The 23439-nt window shown below is 47.2% G+C and carries 20 protein-coding genes and 1 riboswitch; of the genes, 9 read left to right on the forward strand and 11 right to left on the reverse strand.

From position 1 onward, the window contains the following. Positions 1-325: 325 nt before the first annotated feature. The 3 genes from IV64_RS01515 to IV64_RS01525 all read right to left on the reverse strand — a co-directional run bounded on the left by IV64_RS01515 (position 326) and on the right by IV64_RS01525 (position 3004). Positions 326-1543 carry an ABC transporter permease gene (locus IV64_RS01515; protein ID WP_057705401.1) on the reverse strand — a complete coding sequence of 406 codons (1218 nt, stop codon included), beginning with the start codon at positions 1541-1543 and terminating at the stop codon, positions 326-328. Then, positions 1536-2435 (reverse strand): ABC transporter ATP-binding protein, encoded by a 900-nt coding sequence (locus IV64_RS01520; protein WP_057705402.1) that lies wholly within the window; start codon positions 2433-2435, stop codon positions 1536-1538. The genes IV64_RS01515 and IV64_RS01520 overlap by 8 nt, the downstream gene beginning before the upstream one ends. A 74-nt stretch (positions 2436-2509) precedes the next feature. Continuing rightward, positions 2510-3004: a methylated-DNA--[protein]-cysteine S-methyltransferase gene (locus IV64_RS01525; RefSeq protein ID WP_057705403.1), complete on the reverse strand. Its 495-nt coding sequence runs from the start codon at positions 3002-3004 to the stop codon at positions 2510-2512. A gap of 140 nt (positions 3005-3144) precedes the next feature. Here IV64_RS01525 and IV64_RS01530 point away from each other — a divergent pair, with 140 nt between their 5' ends. Next, on the forward strand, positions 3145-3684 hold the full coding sequence (locus IV64_RS01530) for a bifunctional transcriptional activator/DNA repair enzyme AdaA (RefSeq protein WP_057705404.1): 540 nt from the start codon (positions 3145-3147) through the stop codon (positions 3682-3684). A 174-nt stretch (positions 3685-3858) separates the two neighbouring features. Here IV64_RS01530 and apf read toward each other — a convergent pair whose 3' ends face one another. Next, the gene (apf, locus tag IV64_RS01535) at positions 3859-4917 is read right to left on the reverse strand and encodes an aggregation-promoting factor (protein ID WP_057705405.1); all 1059 of its coding nucleotides are present in this window, start codon (positions 4915-4917) and stop codon (positions 3859-3861) included. Between the two features lie 311 nt (positions 4918-5228). Between apf and IV64_RS01540 the strand changes: the two genes are divergently transcribed. Both IV64_RS01540 and asp1 read left to right on the forward strand, forming a co-directional pair. Further along, positions 5229-6770: a glycosyltransferase gene (locus IV64_RS01540; protein ID WP_057705406.1), complete on the forward strand. Its 1542-nt coding sequence runs from the start codon at positions 5229-5231 to the stop codon at positions 6768-6770. Next, entirely contained in the window at positions 6770-8281 is a 1512-nt protein-coding gene (gene asp1, locus IV64_RS01545) for an accessory Sec system glycosyltransferase Asp1 (RefSeq protein ID WP_057705407.1), read from the forward strand. Before IV64_RS01540 ends, asp1 begins: the two co-directional genes overlap by 1 nt. A gap of 65 nt (positions 8282-8346) precedes the next feature. Here asp1 and IV64_RS01550 read toward each other — a convergent pair whose 3' ends face one another. Beyond that, complete coding sequence (locus IV64_RS01550; RefSeq protein WP_057705408.1) at positions 8347-9171, reverse strand: LysR family transcriptional regulator; 825 nt, start codon at positions 9169-9171, stop codon at positions 8347-8349. Positions 9172-9316: 145 nt separating this feature from the next. On the opposite strand from IV64_RS01550, the gene IV64_RS01555 reads away from it, so the two are divergent. After that, entirely contained in the window at positions 9317-10327 is a 1011-nt protein-coding gene (locus IV64_RS01555) for a YeiH family protein (protein WP_057705409.1), read from the forward strand. A gap of 64 nt (positions 10328-10391) precedes the next feature. On the opposite strand, the gene IV64_RS01560 is transcribed toward IV64_RS01555, so the two are convergent. Then, positions 10392-10898, reverse strand: a complete 507-nt coding sequence (locus IV64_RS01560; RefSeq protein WP_057705410.1) for a DUF4811 domain-containing protein — start codon at positions 10896-10898, stop codon at positions 10392-10394. Beyond that, positions 10895-12379, reverse strand: a complete 1485-nt coding sequence (locus tag IV64_RS01565; protein WP_057705411.1) for an MDR family MFS transporter — start codon at positions 12377-12379, stop codon at positions 10895-10897. Before IV64_RS01565 ends, IV64_RS01560 begins: the two co-directional genes overlap by 4 nt. A gap of 176 nt (positions 12380-12555) precedes the next feature. Between IV64_RS01565 and IV64_RS01570 the strand changes: the two genes are divergently transcribed. Further along, positions 12556-13221 (forward strand): HAD family hydrolase, encoded by a 666-nt coding sequence (locus IV64_RS01570; RefSeq protein WP_237757291.1) that lies wholly within the window; start codon positions 12556-12558, stop codon positions 13219-13221. A gap of 125 nt (positions 13222-13346) precedes the next feature. Continuing rightward, entirely contained in the window at positions 13347-14546 is a 1200-nt protein-coding gene (locus IV64_RS01575) for an MFS transporter (RefSeq protein ID WP_057705412.1), read from the forward strand. Positions 14547-14769: 223 nt separating this feature from the next. Here IV64_RS01575 and IV64_RS01580 read toward each other — a convergent pair whose 3' ends face one another. Together IV64_RS01580 and IV64_RS01585 are read right to left on the reverse strand one after the other, a co-directional pair. Then, a complete protein-coding gene (locus IV64_RS01580) occupies positions 14770-15696 on the reverse strand; it encodes an AEC family transporter (protein ID WP_057705413.1) in 927 nt (308 codons plus the stop codon). Positions 15697-15795: 99 nt separating this feature from the next. After that, complete coding sequence (locus tag IV64_RS01585) at positions 15796-16476, reverse strand: DUF6198 family protein (RefSeq protein WP_057705414.1); 681 nt, start codon at positions 16474-16476, stop codon at positions 15796-15798. Between the two features lie 195 nt (positions 16477-16671). Between IV64_RS01585 and IV64_RS01590 the strand changes: the two genes are divergently transcribed. Further along, positions 16672-17847: a cation:proton antiporter gene (locus IV64_RS01590; protein ID WP_057705415.1), complete on the forward strand. Its 1176-nt coding sequence runs from the start codon at positions 16672-16674 to the stop codon at positions 17845-17847. A 181-nt stretch (positions 17848-18028) separates the two neighbouring features. Here the strand turns inward: IV64_RS01590 and IV64_RS01595 are convergent, their stop codons facing one another. Continuing rightward, positions 18029-18577 (reverse strand): dihydrofolate reductase family protein, encoded by a 549-nt coding sequence (locus IV64_RS01595; RefSeq protein ID WP_057705416.1) that lies wholly within the window; start codon positions 18575-18577, stop codon positions 18029-18031. Between the two features lie 157 nt (positions 18578-18734). Then, positions 18735-21506 (reverse strand): cation-translocating P-type ATPase, encoded by a 2772-nt coding sequence (locus IV64_RS01600; protein WP_057705417.1) that lies wholly within the window; start codon positions 21504-21506, stop codon positions 18735-18737. Between the two features lie 245 nt (positions 21507-21751). Further along, a riboswitch (PreQ1 riboswitch) is annotated at positions 21752-21796 on the forward strand. Positions 21797-21817: 21 nt separating this feature from the next. Between IV64_RS01600 and IV64_RS01605 the strand changes: the two genes are divergently transcribed. After that, positions 21818-22810 (forward strand): nucleoside hydrolase, encoded by a 993-nt coding sequence (locus IV64_RS01605; protein ID WP_057705418.1) that lies wholly within the window; start codon positions 21818-21820, stop codon positions 22808-22810. Further along, positions 22798-23346, forward strand: coding sequence for an ECF transporter S component (locus IV64_RS01610; protein ID WP_057705419.1), 549 nt, complete (start codon positions 22798-22800; stop codon positions 23344-23346). The genes IV64_RS01605 and IV64_RS01610 overlap by 13 nt, the downstream gene beginning before the upstream one ends. The last annotated feature ends 93 nt before the right edge of the window (positions 23347-23439 follow it).

A 23439-nucleotide genomic window follows, 5' to 3' on the forward strand; every position in this document is an offset into this window, starting at 1 on the left:
GAAAATGAACTGGTTTCCTCATAAAGTTCCTCATCAACAGCCGTTGACAAAGAGCCCTAATTTTGACACCTGTTTTTATTTGGATTAAAAGTTAAATTTAGACTTGAGTGTTATTACATTAATGATACCTAGTCCGGTTGTCGCTGATAACATACGGTCGTGGGACCGGACCAAGCCTGAAAAGCGTCTTGCTCCTCGTCTGGGACAATTGCAAAAAGCGCAACTCTGTGGCTGGGACCGTCCCCCAGAGCACCCAATTCTGTCCGATGGAGCGGCTAATTTTAGATTGTTCAATCTTTAAAGCTATATTGAAGGATAAAAATGGTTACTTCAAAGTAAGTCCTCGTTTCAGATTACCCCAGAAGCCAAGTTCGTCCGTCTGGAGCATTAAGCCACCGTAAATGCGGCCAATGTAGGCCATGCTACCAACGATCGTTGCAATCAATAGGAGCATTGAAATACCAGCTTGTAGGCCGGATGCAGTGTTATTGATTAAGCGCAGCGGCATCAGGTACGACGAGAAGAACGGCACGTACGAGAAAACTCTGACAAACGTATTAGTGGGATTGCCTTGAAAGGCAAGGGCCACAGCAAAGGTGATTAGGTTAAGGTAGACGACTGGTTGTGACGCCTTACTAGCATCTTCAATCCGGGTCACGAGTGCGCCACAGAAAGCCGAAATAACGGTGTACAACAGGACGGCCAGAAGGGCAAAGAGCAAGTTGATCGATAACAAATTATGCAAGACTTGGTTGATCACCCCGGTATTTTGCGACCATAAGTTGGCCGTGACCCGGCTGTGTTGTGCGACCTGAACAATCACTGCGCCCCCTAAGAGGTAAATTAAAAGTTGGGTCACAATTACGAGTAAGACCCCGTACACCTTACCGTTGAAGTATTTCCGCGGTGTCGTGCTTGAGAAAATGACTTCCATGATCTTGGTCCCTTTTTCCGCGGCAATTTCTTGGGCCGTGATGGATGAATAGGTCGTCAGAATTAAGTAAACAAAGAAAACGATGATGTAGAAAGAAATTCGTTTAGCCAGTTTGTTCGTGGCGGTCTTTTTTTGTAACGACTGCTTAAACTTTGGTTGAACCGCTAAAGCCCGTGTCTGCTTGGGCGATAGTTTAGCTAAACGCAGGTTTAAGGCCGTTTGGTTAGTCGCTAAGAACCGTTGAATTTTAGCTTGATCACCACTATTGACGGCGTCGGGTCCGTGAAAGGTTGCTTTTAACTGTTGATCCTGCATAGATAAGGTCAGGTAGCCGTTGATATCACTGCGCTTAGTGGCCCGTTGCGCACTAGCGACGGTGTCGTACTTATCAGTGGTTGCCACGCCGCTACTTTGGATGAAGTTCGCACGGAGCTGCGTGTCCTTACTGATGACGGCGATATCGCTCTTACTTTGACTGGGTACCGCTAAGTAGGAGAGACCAAAAGACAAGCCGACGAAGAGAAAGGGCATTAAGACTAGCGTCAAAAAGCTCCATGATTTGACCTGACGTAGATAAGTTTCTAACGTAACGATCCAAGTCTTATTCATGTACGCCACCTCCTGCTTCGGTTCGGAAAATTTCGTCTAGGGTTGGTGGTTGCTGGCTAAATTCTGGAACGTAATGGCCGGCCGTCACCGCGTCAAAGATGGCTGGACCAACGTTGGCGTCGGCTAATTGCAGCTGATACCGTTGTGGACCAATCGTTTTGACATTCGTTACGCCATTCAGTGCGGCTAGCTGGTCGCTGGTCCAATCAGTGGTCAAGAATAGGCGGGTCCGGCCAAATTGTTGACGAACATCGTCGATCGTGCCTTTGAGTACGGCTTGCCCGTTGCGCAACATGACGAGGGCGTCGCAGATTTCTTCAACGTTACTCATATCGTGACTTGAAAAAATAATAGTCGCGCCCCGTTGTTTAGCGTCTAAGATGGCCTGCTTTAATAAGTCGGCGTTGACTGGGTCCAGGCCGCTAAACGGTTCGTCTAGGATAATCAGTTGTGGATCGTGAATCAGGGTGCAGATCAATTGGACTTTTTGTTGGTTCCCCTTGGAGAGCTTTTTAATGCGGTCACTGGGTTGTCCTTTGACAGCGAAGCGTTGCATCCATTCCTTAATCTTGGGCTTAGTAATACTAGCCGGTTGATTTTTTAAGCGTGCTAAGTAGACAATTTGTTGGGTAATGGTTAGTTTGGGCATTAGACTACGTTCTTCAGGTAAGTAACCAATTTGGTTATAGTCATCCGCAGTTAGCGGTTGCCCATTCCAAGTAATTTGGCCGTCGAATGCGAGAAAGTTGAGAATACTGTGAAACGTGGTTGATTTACCAGCCCCGTTTTGACCGATTAACCCCATGATTTCCCCGTCATGGACGTCAAACGAAACGTCGTTTAACGCTTTAACCGTGCCAAAGGTTTTACTAATGTGTGCTACCGATAGCATTGTGTCGCCCCCAATACATAGAATATGTTCATAATGGCATAACTCCGTAAGTCAGGCAAGTTTCCGCTAATTTATCACGCGTTATTTTTCTCGAGGCTCAACAGGGCCGTTTTCATCACTAAACCACCCCGATAGCCACCTAACGTGCCATCCTTGCGCAAGACGCGGTGGCAGGGGACGACAATTAGGAGCGGATTTTTACCCACGGCACTCGCAATCGCGCGGACAGCAGTCGGTCGGTTTAAAGTGGTGGCTAATTCGGAATAGGTCACCGTTTGACCGTATGGAATTTGTTGTAAGGCGTGCCACACTTGGCGTTGAAATGGGGTGCCGGACGTTTGGTCAAGGAAAAGGTCAAAGGACTGGGATGTGCCGGTTAAATAAGTTGTTAAGGCAGTTGCTGCGACTTGGTTAGCTTGCTGATCGATGGATGGTGTCGCCTCAGGGTAAAAGCGTTGCCATTCATTTTTGGGACCGTTAGCACTCCCAACGAAGGCTAAGCCTTGAATGGTACTCCCAAGCCAGTAGGTCTGGTGATCAATGGTCACTGAACTTAAAACGAGCTTCATAATGTTGACCTCACTTTGTTTGATTATCGCCAGTATAGCAGACAAAGTGAGCAGCAATGTTTAAGAATCTTGCTTTTTAATGTGGGATAAGGTTATGCTGACAGAAAAGCGGTTATACTGCTGGTATGGAGGTGAGTGTGATGGGACCAACTAAGCGTCAGTGGAAAGCCATTCAATCAAATGACGATCATGCCGATGGGCAATTTTATTACGGTGTGATGAGTACGGGGATTTTTTGTCGTCCCAGCTGTAGGTCCAGATTGCCGTTACAACGCAACGTTCAAATCTTTAAAACACCTACCGCAGCCATTGAAGCGGGCTTGCGACCTTGCAAACGGTGTCGGCCAACTGGTGACTTAGTTTCACCGGATGTTTGGGTGACAGAAATCAAAACGATTATTGAACACCATTATGCGGAAAATTTAACTTTAACGGAACTGGCTACGTTAGCGCACGGGGCGCCGTATTATTTACATCACGTGTTTCGGCGGGCAACTGGGCTGACACCGTTAGCGTATTTACAACAAGTTAGGTTAGAACATGCGCAGGAATTGCTACGAGGGACTACTTGGACCGTGCAGGTGATTGCGCAGCAATGTGGGTTCCGTTCGTCCAGTTATTTCAGTACTCAGTTCAAGGCGGCGATTGGGCAGACACCGCGCGCATTTCGGGAAAAGTAAGTAACCGGAATAAATGTCGTTTAGAAATTAGTTATGAAGGTTCCAGCCTTTTAACTGAAACGTGGGCAAAAAGGCAGTTTGTTCCACGTTAATGCTCACAACCTAGCCGCCTTTTTGCCCACTCTAAAAAAAGAGACACCAATAAATGGTATCTCAGTGATTTAACGTATTTATTTAGTACCAACCATTATTGAGCCAGAACGTTTTAGCGGCGCTCCATGAACCATAACGGTTTTGAACGTACGTATTGGCAGTAGCTTCCTGATTAGCAGGTGAGTAATCGCCATTTAATAACGATTTGGTTAATTGATACTTACCATAGAATTGACCGTTAGTTGCCGTGTAAGAGCCACCGGATTCGTGAGAAGCAATCCATGCTTGGGCTGCTGATTCTGACGTATCGGTCGTTGCCGTAGTCGTTGTGGTAGCAGCTGGGGCTTTGGCCTGACTAGATGCGGCTGAACTAGTGCTTTGGCTAGGTGCTTGACTGGCAACACTAGTCGTTGAACTAGCTTTAGCTTGGCTCGTTGCACTCGCTTGGCTAGCAGCACTCACTGGTGCAGTACTGGTTTGGCTGGCGCTTTGTTGAACGGCTTTAGGTGCTTGGCTGGCACTGCTGCTAGTGGCGCTGGTTGAACTGGCCGACTTAGCTTGGCTAGCGGGTGCTTGACTTGCCGTACTCGTCACTGAAGCAGCGCTAGCTTGGCTGGTGCTACTGCTACTGCTCGTAACGCTAGTTGAGCTAGCAGACTTAGCTTGGCTAACTGGCGCCTGACTAACAGTTTGTGTTGCTGAAGCTGCACTAACTTGGCTAGTACGACTGCTACTGGCAACGCTGGTCGTTGATGCGGCACTAGTTTGGCTAGTTGCGTGTTGAGTAGTTGTTGTCATAGTTTTAGTACTGCTACTATTCGAAGTTACCGGTGTCGTACTAGTGTTAGCACTAGCTGGAGCGGTCGTAACGGCGCCCATTGGAACGACTGCGTGCGCCGTCGTTTTCTTAACCACGTGGCGGGTGTTAACGTTGAGCTTATCACCGATGTAAATTAAGTTGACGTTTTTTAAATGGTTAATTTTTTGAATCGCTTTAACGGTCGACTTATGTGTCACGGCGATTTCGCTAACCGTATCACCGGCTTTGACAGTCACCGTGTCAGCCTTAGCAGCGGTCGTGCCGAGGGCGATCGCGCCAGTTGCGGCTAATGATGATAATAATATGTTTTTAACTTTCATACGGATGTTCACTCCCTGTATTTAAATGTATTCACTTTGAATTTTAACATTTAGGGCGCGATTAGTTAAGCGGTAACAAAAATAATTAGGCACTTGGCGCATAAAGTTAGCCAAATCGTGTCAATTAATTAGTGAATAGTATGACTAGTTGAAAGTAGTCGTCAATTTTGACGATGGAAAAGTAAACGCTCAAATTAGGTCGATAAGACTGATGAAATGGTAAAGTCTGTGAGTAAATTACAAACCGGGTGCTCGAAGTTTGCTATAATCATAGGCGTCAGGCACATTGTGGACACGAGGGAGCGAAAAATATGTATTATTTTGTTAATACCAGTATTAATCCCAAAAAATCAGGGATCGAACACGCTGAAATGAAGCGGCTAGCACTTTTTAATCAGCATCAGGTGCCCGCCAAAATGGTGACGCGTTTCTTTTCATTGTCACTACATAAAACATTAAAAGACGCCGGTATTGCGGAAGCTAATCAGATTAATTTATTTGATTACTTGCAACAATCATCGGATTTTAAACCAGTTAAGCTAACGATTGAAGATTTACACCTAGCCGATGATTTACGAATTGAAGCGGATGGACGCAATTACATTGTTTATCAGCGTGACCAATTGCTGATGCGCGTCAATACGTTTGCGAACACGCAAAAACAATTGAACAACGTTCAGTACTATGACCAAAAAGGAAAGTTGGTCAAGACGGATTGGTACGATACACGTGGGTTCAAGGGACTAGAACAGTTTTATACGTTTGATGGGCAGGTTGCCAGTGAACAAGTCTTTGATCCTGACGGCAACGTGGTGTATCAGACCTTTCACATGCCGGACCGGCAAAGCCAAGTCCAGAACTCACTGTACCGGTTTGTGAATTATCACGGTCAGGATTGGTCGTTTACGGGTGAAACGGCAATGACGACGTTCTTCCTAGATGAATTAAATCGGAAGACGCCCGGTGCAGTTTTCGTAATTGACCGGACTTACGAACTCGCTTATGCGGCCTTAAACATGCAGACCAAAGCCTTTAAAGTGATGCATTTACACAGTAATCACGTGAACGATCCGGCACATCCACAGACCGCCACTTTGAACTTTAATTATGCCTATGCGTTGCATAACTTATCTCAGTGGAATGGTGTGATTGCATCAACGGAACAACAAACGCAGGATTTCGTTGCTCGCTATGGAAGCAAGCCGGCAACGTATACGATTCCGGTTGGGATCGTTCCCGATGCGACCTTAAAAGCTAGACATCCAGCTTGGAAGACGCGGACGCCCGGAAAGATTATTTTTGTGGCGCGGTTAGCGGAAGAAAAGCAACAGGACCAAGTGATTCGGGCATTTAAACAAGTTCGGCAAACGGTGAAGAATGCGACGCTGGATTTCTGGGGTTACGCTAACGGGGATACTGGCAAGAAATTAAAACAATTAGTCACGGATCTGAACCTAACGGATAGCGTGACGTTTAACGACTATACGACTGATTTGACGAGTGTGTATAATCACGCTCAACTCGCGATGCTAACGTCGCGGGCGGAAGGTTTTGCTTTGGCACTCTTAGAAGGCCAAGCCCACGGTGTGCCACAGGTGGCGTACGACGTTAAATACGGTCCACGAGACATTATTCGAGACGGTCAAGATGGGATCTTAGTCCCCGTTAATAATGAAGCTGCGTTAGCGACTGCAATGATCGACTTATTGAGTGATTCTGATAAAAGTCAGGCGTTCAGCAAGCAAGCCTATGAAGACGCAAAACGGTATGGAACCGACGCGGTCTGGCAACGTTGGGAGCCATTGATGGCAGCAGCGAAGGCGTTTTACCAAACGGAAGGTGGGGAAGCATAATGTATTTTTTTGTTAATCAATACGTGATGGCCTTAAATTCCGGTGTGGAACACGCGGAGTTTAAGCGGCTGCAATTATTCAAAGAACACCAAACACCGGCCAAGCTGGTCACCCGCCAGTTTGACGGTTTGTTACATCAAAATATGCGGCGGTTTAATCTGGAAGACAATCAAATGGCGAACCTCTTTGATTTCTTCCGGGGAACGGCAACGTTTGAACCGCACGTTTTGAAGATTGAAGATTTAAATTGGCCAGGGGCTTACGAAATTAAGCCTAACCCGAACGTGAGCGAAGTGCATGCCGGTGACCGGTTGATCGCCAAAGTTCACTTTGTCCCGAGTACGGTTGGCCACGTTTATTACGTGGAAATTTTTGATAAATTCAATAACCGGGTTCAACGAACTGACTATGACGAACGGGGATTCAAAGCCCGGGATCAGTTTATTGCGCCGAATGGTGAAGCGGTAACGGATATTTTTTATCGGCCGGATGGCAGTCGCTTTGCGGAACAATACTACGCACACGACGGTAACGGCGCGAACACGGTCTCAATGTGTAAGTTGATTGGGTACCATGGTAAAGACTATTACTTTAATGGTGAATTAGAATTTTACCGGTTCTTCTTAGATGAATTAAACCGTGCTAATGGCGAAAATAACGTCTTCATCGCGGACCGACCATTAGCGGCACAGTGGCCGGTTATCAACATGCAAAGCAAGGCTCAGAAGTATTTATGGTTACCAACACCGCATACGGTCGATCCACAAGACCAGGTCTATGCTAATTTGAATAACGCTTACGTCTATGGAATTCACGAGTACTTAACGTCCTTAGACGGAGTCATTACCAGCACCCCACAACAACGTGATGATCTTAGTAAGTGGTTAGGTGGTAAGCCCAAACGGCCAATCCGGGCAATCTCAGCCGCGGTCGTTTCCAAAGACCAGGCCAGTCAGCCACACGTTGCCATGAGTGCACGGCGGTCCCACCAAATTATTTATACTGGACGCGTTGATAATGAACGGCGTGTCGACCAAATCATTACGGCCTTCTCACAAGTTCGGCGTCGGATTAAGGACGCAACCTTACTGATTCACGGGTACGGTGGTGCCGTCGATGCACTTAAAGAACAGGTGAAGAAGCTTGATTTGGACAGTGTTGTGACCTTTGCGGGTTACCAAGTCGATTTGCAACAGGACTACAATCTGTCGGGGGCTTACGTTTACGCTGGGGAAAGCGATGCGCAGCCCTTATCGCTAATCGAAGCACTTAGTCACGGGGTTCCTGCCGTGGCGTACGATATCAATTACGGTCCAAAAGATATCATCAAAGACGGCCGCAATGGTTACCTGGTTAAGAATGGTGCGGTCAATCAACTCGTGACCGCCTTAACGAAGGTTCTGGAAAATCCACAACGTCAACAAAAAATGAGTGACGCGGCGTACCGTAGTAGTACGCAGTATAGTAGCGATGCTGTCTGGAAACAGTGGCAAGTTATTGTAAAAGATTAGCTGAAAATAGAAAAATCAGGGCCATCAGAAGCAGTGAGTTTCTGATGGCCCTGATTTATTTTGAGCTAATGCCACCGTTGTAAATAGTTGGTAATCACTTGCTGGATTGATTCTAAATCAGCGTTGGGTTGCGTTTTGGTCAGTAGAAAGAACTGACGTTGATAGTGGTCGCTTAAATGTTCAACGGGGACCCGGTCGGTTAAGACGTGTCGTGAAATAATCGATTGACCGACGCCCTGGTCTAGTAAGTCCGCAATCACTTGATTACTGTGAATGACCATGACTTGTTGGGGCTGAACGTTACGGGCCTTTAAAAAGGCGTTAGTATAGTGGCGGACGCCAGAATTTGGTTCGCGTAATAGCCAGAGGGGACTGTTGAAGTTGCCCGCATGGACGAGTTCGTCGTGTCCAAAGGCGAGTCGGTTCAAGTTGTCCGTGACCAGCGGCTTTTCAACTAGGCCAAAATCCAGCTTATGTTGGGACATGGCCGTTAAGATTTCCGCTGAATTGGCTAGGTTGACCTGAAAATCAAAGTGTTCGCCGTATTCTGCTAGGGTTGCTAATAGTCCCGGGAGAATCAGGTTACCCGTCGTGTGGGATGCACCGATCCGACACGGAATTTTGACTAATTGACCGGTCGCGCGGACTGCCGCTTTGGTCGTATCCCAAGTTTCAAGTAATTGCTGAGCTTGACGGTACAGCAGTTTACCACTGGCCGTTGGTACAATTTCCTGACGACCGTTTCTAGTGAACAAGGTGGTGTTCAGTTCAGTTTCTAACTGCTTGATCTGTGTCGAAACGGTTGGCTGTGAAATAAAGAGTTGCGCGGCTGCGTGTGAAAAATTACGGGTCTCGTAGACGATTTTGAATGTCTGTAATTGTTTAAACATGGCGATTTCCTTACTGTTGTGTGTCTATCGGGCCGGAATACATTACTATTACGATTGTTAATAGTAACTATCATAATAATTTATTTCTCAAATGTAAATCATTTCCGTATACTAAAAGCTATCGAAGAAAACGGGAGTGGATTGAATGACGGTCAAAAGGATCTTACCAGGCTTAGGGATGAGTGTGGTAATTGCAATTATTAGCCAATTCTTGGCACAATATATTCCAGCGTTAGGCGCAGCTACGATTGCGATTTTACTAGGAATCGTTGGTGGGAACACATTTTTGAAACAGCCACAACTTAGTCGGGGGACTAAGTTTGCGGAAAGTAAGTTATTGGAGTACTCCGTAATGTTGCTTGGGGCAACGATGACGGTTCAGACCATCGGCAAAATTGGTGGCTGGGGCGTGGGGTTCATTTTGATTCAAATGACCATTACGATCGTGGGCGCACTTTGGCTCGGTAACCGCTTAGGATTTAGTCAAAACATGCGGTTATTAATGGCTGGTGGGAACGCCGTTTGTGGCTCATCCGCGATTGCGTCGATTGCACCAGTGATTGAGGCTGATGAAGATGATAAGGGAACGGTCATTACCTTAGTTAACTTAATGGGGACGGTCTTAATGCTGACCCTGCCACTATTAGGAGGTGCCATCTTTGGCGGAAGCGTCATTTTAAAAGGGGCCTTGATTGGTGGAACGTTGCAATCAGTAGGTCAGGTGGTGGCTGCCGCTAGTATGGTCAACCAAACGACGGTTCAATTTGCCACTATTTTTAAAATTATGCGGATCATGATGTTAGTTGTCGTCGTCTTAATTTTTGGACGGCTTCACAAGCGGACGATTGAAAATGAATTAGCCGAAGACGCTGAAGTTAGCGGTAATGGTAGTGGGCACTGGTTACCGTGGTACGTAGCGGGATTTCTGATCCTATGTGCCCTCAACAGTTTAGTTACTTTGCCGGCCATCGTGGGTGCGACCGCGCACACCATTAGTAGCTGGTTTGAAATTACCGCCTTAGCAGCGATTGGTTTGCGATTAAATCTAGCTAACTTTTTGAAGGCCGGCAAGCGCCTCGCATTATACGGATTAGGGGTCGGGACGATTCAAGTTGTGAGTGCATTAGCCTTAATCACGTTGTTGTTACGGCATTAAGCGGTATCAAATAAAAAGAATTGGCTTGAGAAAATTTCTCAAACCAATTCTTTTTTACTGTGATTTAGTTTTTGGCTTTTAACGTCACGGTGGTCCATGACGTTGGAATCGTAAAGATGTAATGCCGATTGACAACCGTGGCCTTGCCGGCGCCTAAGCGGAACAAGGTCTTGACCACGTGGTTACGATATTCCCAACGTGTCGTGGCAATTTGGACTTGTGCTGCCGTACCGGTCGTAATCTTAGTTGTCGTCGTCGCGTCTGCTACCGTATGACTAGGCTTAGCAGCGTTAGCGACCCGGTAAATCACCGTTTTTTCGGAACCAGTGCCAAGGGGCTGGTTGAGTAATGCGGCCCGTTGCGAACGCACGGGCACTAAATCTTCAATTGTGGTCGTGGTCACTTGGTGCATTCCCCAGTGAGCAGTATCGTTACCCGCCAAACCAATGAGGCTGCCCGCAATGATAACGAAGCTGATGGCAACGGTGACGTTGCGAGTCAGACTAGCGTGACCAAAGATCATGGCTCCGGCGAATACGAACGTCGCTAAGATTAAAAGAAGAATAATCATGCTGCATCGTCCTCCCGTTCAACCTCAGTAGAGTGATGTGCTTTTAGTAAGCAACTTAAAAGAAAACCAAAGGCACAAAAGATCAATGATACGATGAAGGCCATGTGATAGCCGGTCAACGTCGCATTGATGGTTGCTGATTTATATTTTAAAGGTGCTGATGTGAGCAGGTGTTGACTAGGTAAATTCCATTTAGAAACATTGGAGTAAACACTGATCAGCACGGCGGTCCCCATGGAGGCAGCGACTTGGCGTAACGTGTTGTTAGCGGCAGTCCCGTGAGAAATCAAGTTAAATGGTAGGGCGTTGATTCCAGTAGTTGTCACGGGCATGGTGACCATGGTTAAGCCAAACATCCGGATTGCATAGACAACGATGATCCAAAGAATCGGGGTCGTTGCGCTAATGGATAGGAAGAAGGCCGTTCCAGTTGTTAGGAGTAACATCCCGGTCATGGCTAAACGCCGCGCACCAATGTGGTCAAAAATGCGGCCGGTAATAGGACTCATAATCCCCATCATAATGGCCCCGGGTAGCAAAATGAGCCCAGAATCCATGGCGGAGCGTCCTAAAACCGTTTGAATGTACATCGGTAAGATCATTTCGACCCCCATCATGGCCATGTAGGCGAGGGCGGTCAGAATAGCTGATAAGGTGAATGCCGGGATCTTAAAGACCCGTAGTTCCAATAATGGCTGTTCCATGTGCAATTGTCGATAAACAAACAGACCGATAAAGATAATCCCAATGATCAAAGTGGTAATGACGACGGGGTCGCCCCAGCCGGATTCACCGACTGAAGAGAAGCCGTATAACATGCTCCCAAAACCGATGGTGGAAATTAGAACTGACCACCAGTCGATGGGCTGCTTAGACGTTGGCAAAACTTTGCGGAGTGTGAAAAATGAAATAATAATGACGGCTAAGTTGATGGGCATGATGAATAAAAATAGGGCACGCCAATTATAGTTGTCGATGATCCATCCAGATAACGTCGGGCCAATTGCGGGTGCTAGGCCAATAACGATCCCCGCGGTTCCCATGGCAGAGCCCCGTTTTTCTGGCGGGTACACCGACGACATGATGGTTTGAAAAACTGGGGCGGAAATACCAACCCCCATCGCCTGAATCATCCGGGCAATCAGCAACATTTGAAAATTGACGGAGAGGTAGGCCAGAATGGTTCCCAGTCCGAAAATAATCATTGCCGCTAAGTACAAGTACTTGGAGTTGATTCGCGTCAGCATCCAAGCGCTGACGGGAATCATTATTCCCATGATCAGCATGAAGCCGGTGGTTAACCACTGTACCGCGTTCGCCGAAATATTAAAATAGTTCATTAACGTTGGGAACGCGGTTGTTAACAACGTTTGGGTAATAAAAGTGCTAAAGGTTCCGACTAGCAGGGTTAAAACTAACCACGTGCGGTGGTACGGTTGACCGTTAGCATCTAAAGGTAAGGTGGAATTGTTGGTTGGCATAGTACCGTCCTTTCATAAAATAATTTATAACACACAATTAATAAGTATAGCACGATAACTATACCAATCACACATATCCGCCTTGGTAAAGGAAAATGGCGGTTACTAAAAACTAGGCCAATTTCAAAAAAACGGCTGTGCTAAAATGATATTGAGTACATGAAAGGTGATTGAAAATGATGAAAAGTAACTATTTGACGTTTGATTGTTACGGCACTTTAATCAACACTGATCCGGTATACCAATGGATCGAAAATTTAGCATTGGCTGCGGGGCTAGATCCGCAAGCCGTTAGAAACGCGTATGCATCTTATGAAGATGACCCGGTCAGTGTTCAACCATACTTGGACTTCGCTGACTTAGTGCGGGAAAACTTAAAACACTTAGATGGTATGTTTGACCAAGAACATTTTTTTGAAAGCCACTATGTTGAAGGGTTACAGATCCAGCGGAATTTGTTGCCGTATCCGGACATTGTGCCGGCCCTTCAAACTTGGCACGATCAGGGTTATCAGTTGATCATCATGTCCAATTCCTCGTGGGACATCATGTCTGCAAATTTAGCGACGTTAAAAGTCCCATTTGACGTGGTGATTACCGCTGAAGACGTGCAAGCTTACAAGCCAGATTTGGCGTTCTTTGAAGCCGTTCAGAAACAGTTTGGTTTCACATCAGCAAACCACTGGCATGTCGCACGGGGATACGACTCCGACGTTGTACCTGCCGAACAGATGGGATGGCCAATGCTGTGGATCAACCGTGATCAGGCAAAACCAAGTCGCACTGAAAAACCAACGCACACGGTGGCGGATTTAACTGCTGCAAAGGCGTGGATTGGCTGATGATGACTACGCGAACCTTACCAGTGGATCAGCAACTTAAGCACTGGTTGATTATTAGAGTTGAACAGGCCTTTTGATGATAATACTTGTTGGTGGTTGTGGTGTTACATTGAAAGGACCTAATTGTGAAAAGTAAATCTTTAAATCGAAGTACCGTTTTACTCATGGCGGTTTCGGCAGCAATCGTCGTGGCCAATATTAATTACATTCAACCAATTGAAGCGGATATCGCACGACAATTTAACTTAGCGAATGCCGTCGTAGGAGCCGTTGCCATGTTAACGCAGCTAGGCTATGCGTTCGGGCTACTATTGATTGTCCCAATGGGCGACATTATGAACCGACGAACGTTGATTTTGCGGTTGCTCGCCCTAGCAATTCTGTCAGCTTTATTGGCCTTCATGGCGCCCAATATTTGGGTATACGCGGCGGCCAGTTTACTGATTGGGGTGACATCGGTGGCGCCGCAAGTGATTATTCCGTACGCCGGATTCCTAGCACCACAGGGGCAACGTGGCCGGGTGCTTGGCAATATCTTAAGCGGGTTACTTGTTGGGGTGCTCCTCTCAAGGACGGTCAGCGGGGTGCTCGCCAGCGTGTTACCGTGGCAGGACGTTTACCTGATTGCGGCGGTCATGATTGCTTTGTTAGGGATTGTTTTAATTAAAAAATTGCCACGGGATCCAGTGACGGCCCATACGACGACGTATAGGGCAATGATCAAAACGGTTCCTCAACTGGTAAAACAGTATCCCGTGTTGCGAGCAGCGGCTGTGAATGGATTTGTGTTGTTCGGCGTTTCCAATATTTTCTGGGCGACTCTAGTTTTTTACTTGCAACACCAGTACGGCTGGGGCAGTCGTGAAGCCGGATTACTAGCCTTACTTGGCGTGACCGGCGTGTTAGCCGCACCGCTGATTGGCCGGTTAGCTGACCGGTTCCGTCCGCGGACGATTATTGGCCTAGGACTAGTCTTATCAACGGTGGCTTACGTTGTTTTCATTTTGTTTGGCACCCGGTTGGCAGGTCTGATTGTTGGCATCGTTATTTTGGACTTGGGGACGCAATTTGGGCAGGTCGCTAATCAAACGCAGATTCAAAATATCGCGTCCAATGCTAGCAGTCGGTTTAACTCGGTCTTCATGTTTGGCTACTTTATGGGTGGCGCACTCGGATCATTTTTCGGTAACCTATTATGGGATTTTGCTGGCTGGTACGGGGTCTGCGGTTTAGGCTTTGTTGTATTAGTAGTTGGGTTTTACGCCCACTTTATCCACTATCCGCACGTCATTGCTAAAAAGAAAAACGGGATTCAAACTAATTAAATAGTCTCAATAAGGAGGTTGAAAGGTAAGTTTAAGGATTGACTGCCGGCGAAGCGCCGAAAACTACTAATCTTCTAACGATAAGTAGTGCCGTGGCGATGATTGAACTAGTTTTTGCACCTTCAACCTTTAGATAAAATTCAAAAAGCCAATCAGAAAATTTCTGGTTGGCTGTTCTTATTATTATGGTCGAAACGTGGGTCAGAAGGCAGTTTGGCCCACTCTAATGTAAGTTCATTAGGGCAAAAACCAGTGGAATTGAAATAACACTTAAAATCGTTGAAATACTCATCAACGCAACGGCAGGGCCAGGTTGGCCGTGGACCTTCAGCGTGAATAAGACCACGATTCCGGCTACCGGACAAGCGGCCATCAAAACGGTCGTGAATAAGGGGATGCCGGTAATGCCCATAAATTGGAGTACCACGATGGCTAGGTAAGGGAATAAGAAGTTGCGCAGCAATAAGACGCCCCATAACCGTTTATCCAAGGTCTCGCGGTTTAGTTTGACGTCGGCCAGACTGTTCCCGATAACGATCATCGACAGTGGCGTGTTAATCGAACTGACGTAGGTCACAGCACTGTTTGCAATTGATGGTAAGCGGAAGGAGGTCACAAATAAAATCAAACCAACAATGATTGCAATGATGTTGGGATTTAAAACGATCTGTTTGAGATTCTCTTTGCGGCTACCCTGGTTACCCGTAAATAAGGTAATCCCGTGGGTCCAACTAAAAATGTTGAAAGCAGCCAGTGAAGCAACCGCAAAAAAGACCCCGGTGGAACCGAATAGTGAGCTGGTTAATGGGATGCCCATAAAACCAGCGTTGGAATAGACGGACCCGTAGCGCATGATTCGGCGCAAGTTGGGGTCGGCGACGCGTTTAAAAACAAGCTGGGTGACTAAAATCATAATGGCATAGATAATGATGATTCCTAAAATAACGCGTCCTAGCATTTGCAGCCGGTCAGCTGAAAATGTTTGTTCAAACGCCTTGATAATTAGGCAGGGCGAGACCACGTACAACAAGATGTTGGTGAGATCAGTTGAAGTCTGGGCGTGCATGAACCCCAGTTTGTTGATCAACAGACCGACCAGCATCAAGAGAAACATTAAAATGATTTGACTCGTTAATTGTGTTAGGTTCATAAGCTTCAGTCCAATAAATTAGAATACTCTCATTATTGGGGCTAAGCTGATTTAATGTCAACGCATTTTATGGTTGAAAACGTTTTTAAATTGGCTTGCCTAACCTGCATGGTGGCTTGCTTGTACCACGTCGACGTGGTGTTTGAGGTTTGGAAAGACGTGCGTATCGGACCAGCCCATGATGGCCCCCTGAGCGACCAAGGCGAAGACGGTCCCAATTCCGATAGCGTGAAGCTGACCGGTGGCGATAAAGGAAATAATGATAATCAGCACCGGTGGCAAGTAGCTGGCCCATTGCGCAATGATGGCTGACCCGTGTAAAAAGCGGAAGCGTAAAATATAGGACAGGTCATCGTTGGGGTGCTGGATCAGATTACAACGTTGGTAAATGGAGACGGCGGCCGCAACGGCAACCAGACCGACAAAATTTAAAATCAAGCGTGCGGTAAAGGAAAAGTTTGGGACGCCCAGCCACTGCCAAAAATAGCCAATAAATTCAACTAAGTAACTAAACGGAATAATGTACAGCAGGTTTGAGATGAAGCGCCGGCGGTCAAAGTGGCCTAGTAGAAGCTGGTTCAAGAGGGTCACGACGATGCCGTAAAGTAGTAGCGTCGTCCCCAGTGGAATTTGAATCCAGTTGGACAGGTTGACGCTGGACCCCGTCCAAACCGCACTGCCGAGGTCGGCAGAAATGGTCAGGGCGTTGCCTGCGGAGTTAAGCAGGATTGAAAAAACAAGAAAAAAGAAACGTTGGCGAAAATCAACGATATTAAACACGGTAGAGGTCCTTTCGAAATGACTGGAATAAACTTATTATAGCGGTTTTACCAAGTGACCGTCACGGCTAGATAAATGAAAATGTGCTATACTTGTTTCATAAATTAATTATTCGGTTGAAGGGTACTTCAAGAATTCGGACTGTTTTTGGGTTGGACAGTCGTTTCTTGAAGTACCCTTTTTTAGGAGGTAAGCATGAATTATGTAGGAAGTTTGAGTTTGATATTAATCGTGACGGCGGTGGCTGGGCACATCAGTGTACGGATGGGATTGCCCGCCGTGATTGGTCAGTTAATTAGTGGAATCATTTTAGGACCCGCCGTACTGGGGTGGGTGACGGCCACTAGTTTTATTAAAGACTTTGCGGAACTCGGTGTGATTATTTTGATGTTTATGGCCGGGCTAGAAAGTGATTTGCAATTATTAAAAAAATATTGGAAACCAAGCTTACTGGTCGCGGTTTTAGGCGTGATCTTACCAATTGGTGTCATCGACTGGTGTAGTCAGTTATTTCATTTGAACAGTACGGAAAGCCTCTTTTTAGGCGTAACGTTTGCCGCTACCTCGGTCTCGATTTCGGTGGCCGTTTTGAAGGAACTAGGCGTTTTGGATGGCAAGGAAGGCACAACGATTTTAGGGGCAGCGGTGGTCGATGACGTACTCGCCGTTCTAATCTTGAGTTTGATGATCAGTTTATTTGGAAATGAAGTCAGCGGGGGCGGTAACCACGCTTCAACCAGTTTGGCGGTCTCGTTGACGATCCAATTGGCGTTCTTTATCGCTTTATATTTCGTGGTCAAATGGTTAGTGCCGCACTTGATGTCCGTAGGGAACGCGCTGTTAGTGCCGACCTCGGTGACCTTGATGTCTTTAGTCATTTGTTTCGGCTTGTCCTACTTAGCAGACATGATTGGCTTGAGTGCCGTCATTGGGGCGTTTTTTGCCGGGATTGCGGTGGGCCAAACGGACTATCACGAGATTATTGACGAGCATATCCAACCAATCGGCAACGCCGTTTTTATCCCCGTTTTCTTCGTCAGCATCGGCCTAAACATGTCGTTTAAAGGTTTCCTAAGTGACTTCTGGTTTATCGTGGTCATCACGATCGCGGCCATTTTGACAAAGTTGATTGGTGCTGGCATTGGTGCCAGAATGGTTGGCTTTAGCTGGCTCAGTGGTTATGAAATTGGTGCCGGAATGGTTTCGCGGGGTGAAATGGCCCTGATTATCGCCCAGATTGGTTACCAAGGAAAACTATTGTCGGAAAATCGCTATTCAGCGGTTATTACGGCCATTATCTTAACAACGTTGATTGCGCCAATCCTCCTGCGACATGCCGTCAAACGGATGAAGTTAAGCGAGGCGTCGTAAAAAAATATTGGCATCTAAAATGGCCCTACAGAATTTAGTGAAAACTTCTGCAGGACCTTTTTTTGATGCCTATTTTTCTGGTTGAAACGTGCGTCAAAAGGCAGCTTGCTCCGCTTAACGTGGATTCAGAAATTATCCCTGGGTTTGGGATAATTTCTGAATCCACGTTAATGCTCACAACCTACTCGCCTTTTGCCCCACTCTGTTTTCGATAATGCACTTCAGCTAATTGTCCATACTGATTCGTGGCCACGAGTTCGAAGCGTTGTTGATGATCGATGGTTGTAAATAACGGAATCCCGCTGCCCAAGATGACGGGCGCAATTTGAATGAACATCTCGTCAACGAGATTCGCTGCCAGTAATGGCATTAAAATACCGGCCCCACCGACAATCCAAATGTTTTGGCCCGCTTTTTGACGTAGTTCTTGAACCAATTCAGTGACGTCAGCGTTAGTGAATTGCGTGTGGTCGTCACCGGGATGCGGGGCGGAGGTCATCACGATACTTTGTGTGTCAGGATTAAACGGATTGATCAATTGATCAGTCGTTTGTTCCATGGTGTACTCGTAAGTATGGCGCCCCATAATGGCAGTGTCCACTTGTTGCATGAACGTCTTGGTTGGGGCTTCGTCCGCGCCACTAGTCTGGAAAAGCCAGTCTAGCCGATTATCCTTAGTGGCGAGATAACCGTCGATTGAGATTGCCCCGTAAAATTGTACTTTACGCATGGTATGACACCTACTTCTAGTCTTTTTAATAGTCACATTGTACCATGATTACAACTTACGATTATGAGAAATCAACTGTGAACTGTAAGTTAAACAGTGGATTAACCAAACAGCGATTAGATTCTGAAGATAAGCAGAATCTAATCGCTGTTAGTGTTTATTTAGCTAAGTGATGACGGACGATGGCTTTACGTAATTCTTCAATTAAGATTAACGGAATCGGGATGCTAAGGAGTAATCCCCAGTCACTACCCGCAATTCCAGTCGTATTGAACAGGCCTTGCAGGACGGGCACGTACATTAAGAGCGCAATCAGGATAATCTCAAAGCCAATCCCGAACCAGATGCGGTGGTTGCTGAATAGACCAATCTTGAAGACGGAAGTTAATTGCGTCCGACAGTTGATGGCCGCTGCAATTTGGCAAAAGACGATGGCCGCTAAAGTCATGGTCGTTGCCATGATGTAGACGTTCCCACTGGCTGCTAAGGCAACGTGTGGCCAACCGTGTAACCAGTTAACGAAGAAGTAGGCGACGGTTGAGAGCACCGACGCAATCATGCCGTACCAACCAAAAGCTTTCCAAACAATCGTCTTATTGAGGAGGTGGGCCGTCCGGGCGCGTGGTGGTTGATCCATGATTCCAGGTTCACTCTTTTCAGCTCCCAGACCAAGTGCGGGAAGCATGTCCGTTCCAAGGTCGACCGTTAAGATCTGCATAACGGTCAATGGGAGGGGAATTAGTCCCCGTGAGAATAAGAAGAGCACGGATGGAATCGCTTCGGGAACGTTACTGTTCAAAATGTAGAGCAGGAACTTTTGCAAGTTACTGTAGACGGTCCGGCCCTCTTCAATGGCCGCAACGATCGAGGCAAAATTGTCGTCGGTCAGAATCATATCGGCCGCGTCTTTAGCGACGTCCGTCCCGGTGACACCCATGGCAATACCGATGTCGGCTTGTTTCAGTGCGGGGGCGTCGTTCACGCCGTCACCGGTTGAAGCGACGATTTCGCCGTTATACTGGTTGGCTTTAACGATGCGGTACTTTTGTTCGGGGGCGACCCGGGCAAAAATAACTTCATGTTTCACGGCCGCTTGCAGGTCGGTGTTGTTCATTTTAGTGAGCTCGTCACCGGTAATGACGCGAACTTGGTCATCGTCGATCCCAATCTTCATGGCAATACTTTTAGCCGTCAGGGGACTGTCCCCGGTGACCATGATAATGCGAATATTAGCGCGATGGCACTTTTCAACGGCATCGTAAATCTCTGGCCGCGGTGGGTCAGCCATAACGGTTAACCCAACGAAAGTTAAGTGTTGTTCCGTATTAGCAATTGTGCAATCAGCACTGTCTGCGGGGAGCCCGTTTTGACCGTCAAATGGTCGGTACGCGATGGCCATGGAACGTAAGCCCTGAGCGGCATAATGCCGGTTAGCGGCGTTGATTTTGGTTATGTCTTCGTCAGTTAATGGCCGTGCGTGACCGTTTTCTAGCAACTGATCACTGATGGCTAAAATCCCATCTAAGGCCCCTTTGACGTAAATAACGGCTCCCGCATGATTGGGTTGCATGTGAATCGTGGTCATGCGCTTACGGTCAGAATCAAACGGTAGTTCTTGCACTCTAGGATATTGCTTGTTGAGCTGGTCTAAATCTAAACCGGATTTTTGTGCCAGCACGAGGTGAGCAGCTTCCGTAGGGGTCCCGATAATTTTAGGCTTGGCAGAAGTTTCTTCTTGAATTTCGGTGTCGTTGTCGAGGGCGGCGACTCGGACGATTGTTGCGAGCGCCGGGTGTTGTGACAAGTCGATTGGTGCTTGTTTAAATTGGATTTGGCCGTTGTTGACGTAACCTTCACCGCTGACCGTATATTCGCGGTCGGGAAGCCAGACGTGGTTGATCGTCATTTGGTTTTGGGTGAGGGTCCCAGTTTTATCCGAACAGATCACGGTCGTTTCACCTAACGTTTCCACGCTACTTAGTTCTTTGACCAGCGCGTGTTTTTTAGACATGCGGGTCACCCCTTGTGCCAGTGAGAGGGTCACGGTCGGCAATAGGCCTTCTGGAATGAAGGCGACGATCATGCCCAGCGCAAACACAAATGATTTTGCAACGGGGTAGTGGACAAAAAAGATAGCGGCAACAAAGAAAATTAAGCCAATCAAAATAGCAATCAGTGAAATCTGCCGGGTCAAGCGGTCGAGTTCGGCAGTTAACGGGGAAACCGTATCTTTTTGGTGTTCCGTTAACGAGGCGATTTGCCCGAATTCGGTCTGCATCCCCGTCTGAATAGCGACCGCAGTGGCCGTACCGTTGACCGCAACGGTGCCCGCGTAAACAACGTTTTGTTCTTCAAAGCGGCCGTCGCCCTTGGCATAGGTTGGGGTCTTATCAACGGCTAGTGATTCGCCGGTTAATGCGGATTCGTCAACTTGCAGGGCCGTGGCTTCAATGATGCGGGCATCGGCTGAGATACTGTTACCAGCTTGAATGGTAAAGACGTCGCCGGGAACGAGGTCGTCGGCATCAATTTGCTGAGTAACGCCGTGGCGCAAAACGTGGGTATAAGTTGGCAACATCTTTTTGAGGGAATCCGTCGCCTTTTTTGCGGCGTGTTCCTGCCAATAGCTGAAACAACCATTGATTAGGTTGACCGCCCAAATGGCAATTCCTAGTTCTAACATCCCGGTAAACATTGCGATTAGGCCACTGACCCAAAGTAGTAGGGCCATCAAACTAGTAAAGTTTTTGATGAACGCTTTAAATTGTGAGCGTGACTTGGTTTGTTGAATCGTGTTAGGGCCGACTTCTTTTAGTCGTTGTGCGGCGACGGTGTCGGTTAAGCCCGTTGGGTGCGTTTGTAAAGTTTTGTAAAACTGATCGACGGATAAGTGTGCTAATTGGTCGGTCGTCATCTGAGATTTAGACATAGTTTTCACTCCCGAAAACCGGCTAGAACAACTGTTGAAGCACGTGAAACGTTGTAATGACGTGTTGTTGACGGCTTGGTCGGTAAATGTATCGATTACAATCCTTAGAATAGTCTCATTAGTTCGAAAATACTACCATAAAATTCAGATAGAAATGAGTTGTTTTCAAACTGAGACGCTTTCGGTATAATTGAGACGCATTTATAAAATAGTGGTTAAACACCGGACAATCCGTCCGGTGCATCCACTGGCTGGTTCGTAAACTTCCCAGCATAAAAAACCAAGAACTTCACTTAATCGGAGGTAAGAAAATGAATGCAACTCGTAACGTCATCATTGACTGTGATCCGGGCATTGATGATAGTTTGGCGCTTTTGTTAGCGCTGAATTCACCAGAATTAAACGTGGTGGGAATCACGACTGTTTGTGGTAACGTTCCGACCCACATTGGCGCGCAAAATGCGCTGAAAATGCTCGATTTGGTTGATCGGTTGGATATTCCGGTTTACCTAGGCGCCAATCGGCCATTAAAAGTGGCTTACACGAGCGCGCAGGATACGCACGGTGACGACGGCCTGGGCAATAGTCACCTCCCCGAAGTTACCGCGGTAGGGCCGGCACAAGATGCCGTTCAGTTCATTGCGGATACCCTCGCTACAGATCCGACAACGTCCATCTTGGCACTGGGACCTCTGACCAATATCGCGCAGGTATTGCAACGTGATCCGCAGTTGTTTGAACAAGTGGATCGGTTTACCCTGATGGGCGGTAGTTACTTAAGTCACGGTAATTGTTCACCGGTAGCGGAATACAATTTCTGGTGTGATCCGGACGCCGCACAGCTGGTCTTTGATCAGATGCCGGTGCCAATTCAAATGGTTGGCTTAGACGTGACCCGTAAAATTGTGCTCACGCCCAGTCTATTAGAATATATTCAAGACATTAATCCTCAAATGGGGGCGCTGATCAAAAAAATCACCCGCTTCTACTTTGATTTTCACTGGCAGTATGAACGGGTGATTGGTTGCGTGATCAATGATCCGTTGGCCGTGGCTGCGTTTATCGATCCTGAAATTTTGCACGGCTTTGAAAGTTTCACAACGGTGGCCGTAGACGGGGTCGCCCGTGGACAATCCATTGTAGATGCCCATGACTTTTGGCATGAGCCCGCCAACAGCCAAATCATGACGACCGTTGACGTTGAAGCATTCTGGCGCCTGTTTTTAAAGCGGGTCGCGGGTGCAACTGACCCTGATTTAACGCGGGTCCTACAACAACTTGGGGTGGCGCCATGCACAAAATAAAGACGCGGACCCTGACGTTATTAGCGTTATGCATTGCGTTAAACGTGGTTGGGGCCAATATCGCCCTTATGCTGAAACTTCCGATTTATTTAGATTCAATTGGGACCGTTTTGGCCGCGGCCGTTTTTGGTCCACTAGGCGGGATGCTAGTCGGGGGTGCGTCCGCACTGTTGGCTGGAATCACCGACCTATACGCCTTATTCTTTATGCCCGTTCAACTTTTGACTGGGTGCGTCGCTGGATTGTTATACCGGCGGTTTAAACCGGGAACTTGGCGGTCCAACTGGTGGATGGCGTTGGCCATTTCACTTCCGGGGACCGTGGTCAGCACGCTAATTACGGTGATTTTATTCCATGGAATTACGTCATCGGGTTCTAGCATGCTTGTCCAGGTGTTGCTTGGTACCGGGATGAGCAAGGTAGCAGCGGTCTTTCTGATTCAAATCGCGACCGACTACCTGGACCGGTTCATTACGGTTTACGTCGTAGCGCTTGTTTACCGGATACTTCGGTCTCGGTTACCACAGGCGAACTAACTGAATAATTTCAAATGGCATTTCAGACGTGGTAAACTTTCTGAAATGCCATTTTTGAGTTGCAATAAGGCGTCACGACTAAAAATTAATTAA

This window comes from Lactiplantibacillus xiangfangensis, assembly GCF_001438845.1.
GTDB lineage: Bacteria > Bacillota > Bacilli > Lactobacillales > Lactobacillaceae > Lactiplantibacillus > Lactiplantibacillus xiangfangensis.

Coding starts and splice junctions, on each gene's coding strand:
- IV64_RS01515 (WP_057705401.1), bottom strand. CDS start 1,543: ATGAATAAGACTTGGATCGTTACGTTAGAAACTTATCTACGTCAGGTC.
- IV64_RS01520 (WP_057705402.1), bottom strand. CDS start 2,435: ATGCTATCGGTAGCACACATTAGTAAAACCTTTGGCACGGTTAAAGCG.
- IV64_RS01525 (WP_057705403.1), bottom strand. CDS start 3,004: ATGAAGCTCGTTTTAAGTTCAGTGACCATTGATCACCAGACCTACTGG.
- IV64_RS01530 (WP_057705404.1), top strand. CDS start 3,145: ATGGGACCAACTAAGCGTCAGTGGAAAGCCATTCAATCAAATGACGAT.
- apf (WP_057705405.1), bottom strand. CDS start 4,917: ATGAAAGTTAAAAACATATTATTATCATCATTAGCCGCAACTGGCGCG.
- IV64_RS01540 (WP_057705406.1), top strand. CDS start 5,229: ATGTATTATTTTGTTAATACCAGTATTAATCCCAAAAAATCAGGGATC.
- asp1 (WP_057705407.1), top strand. CDS start 6,770: ATGTATTTTTTTGTTAATCAATACGTGATGGCCTTAAATTCCGGTGTG.
- IV64_RS01550 (WP_057705408.1), bottom strand. CDS start 9,171: ATGTTTAAACAATTACAGACATTCAAAATCGTCTACGAGACCCGTAAT.
- IV64_RS01555 (WP_057705409.1), top strand. CDS start 9,317: ATGACGGTCAAAAGGATCTTACCAGGCTTAGGGATGAGTGTGGTAATT.
- IV64_RS01560 (WP_057705410.1), bottom strand. CDS start 10,898: ATGATTATTCTTCTTTTAATCTTAGCGACGTTCGTATTCGCCGGAGCC.
- IV64_RS01565 (WP_057705411.1), bottom strand. CDS start 12,379: ATGCCAACCAACAATTCCACCTTACCTTTAGATGCTAACGGTCAACCG.
- IV64_RS01570 (WP_237757291.1), top strand. CDS start 12,556: ATGATGAAAAGTAACTATTTGACGTTTGATTGTTACGGCACTTTAATC.
- IV64_RS01580 (WP_057705413.1), bottom strand. CDS start 15,696: ATGAACCTAACACAATTAACGAGTCAAATCATTTTAATGTTTCTCTTG.
- IV64_RS01590 (WP_057705415.1), top strand. CDS start 16,672: ATGAATTATGTAGGAAGTTTGAGTTTGATATTAATCGTGACGGCGGTG.
- IV64_RS01595 (WP_057705416.1), bottom strand. CDS start 18,577: ATGCGTAAAGTACAATTTTACGGGGCAATCTCAATCGACGGTTATCTC.
- IV64_RS01600 (WP_057705417.1), bottom strand. CDS start 21,506: ATGTCTAAATCTCAGATGACGACCGACCAATTAGCACACTTATCCGTC.
- IV64_RS01605 (WP_057705418.1), top strand. CDS start 21,818: ATGAATGCAACTCGTAACGTCATCATTGACTGTGATCCGGGCATTGAT.
- IV64_RS01610 (WP_057705419.1), top strand. CDS start 22,798: ATGCACAAAATAAAGACGCGGACCCTGACGTTATTAGCGTTATGCATT.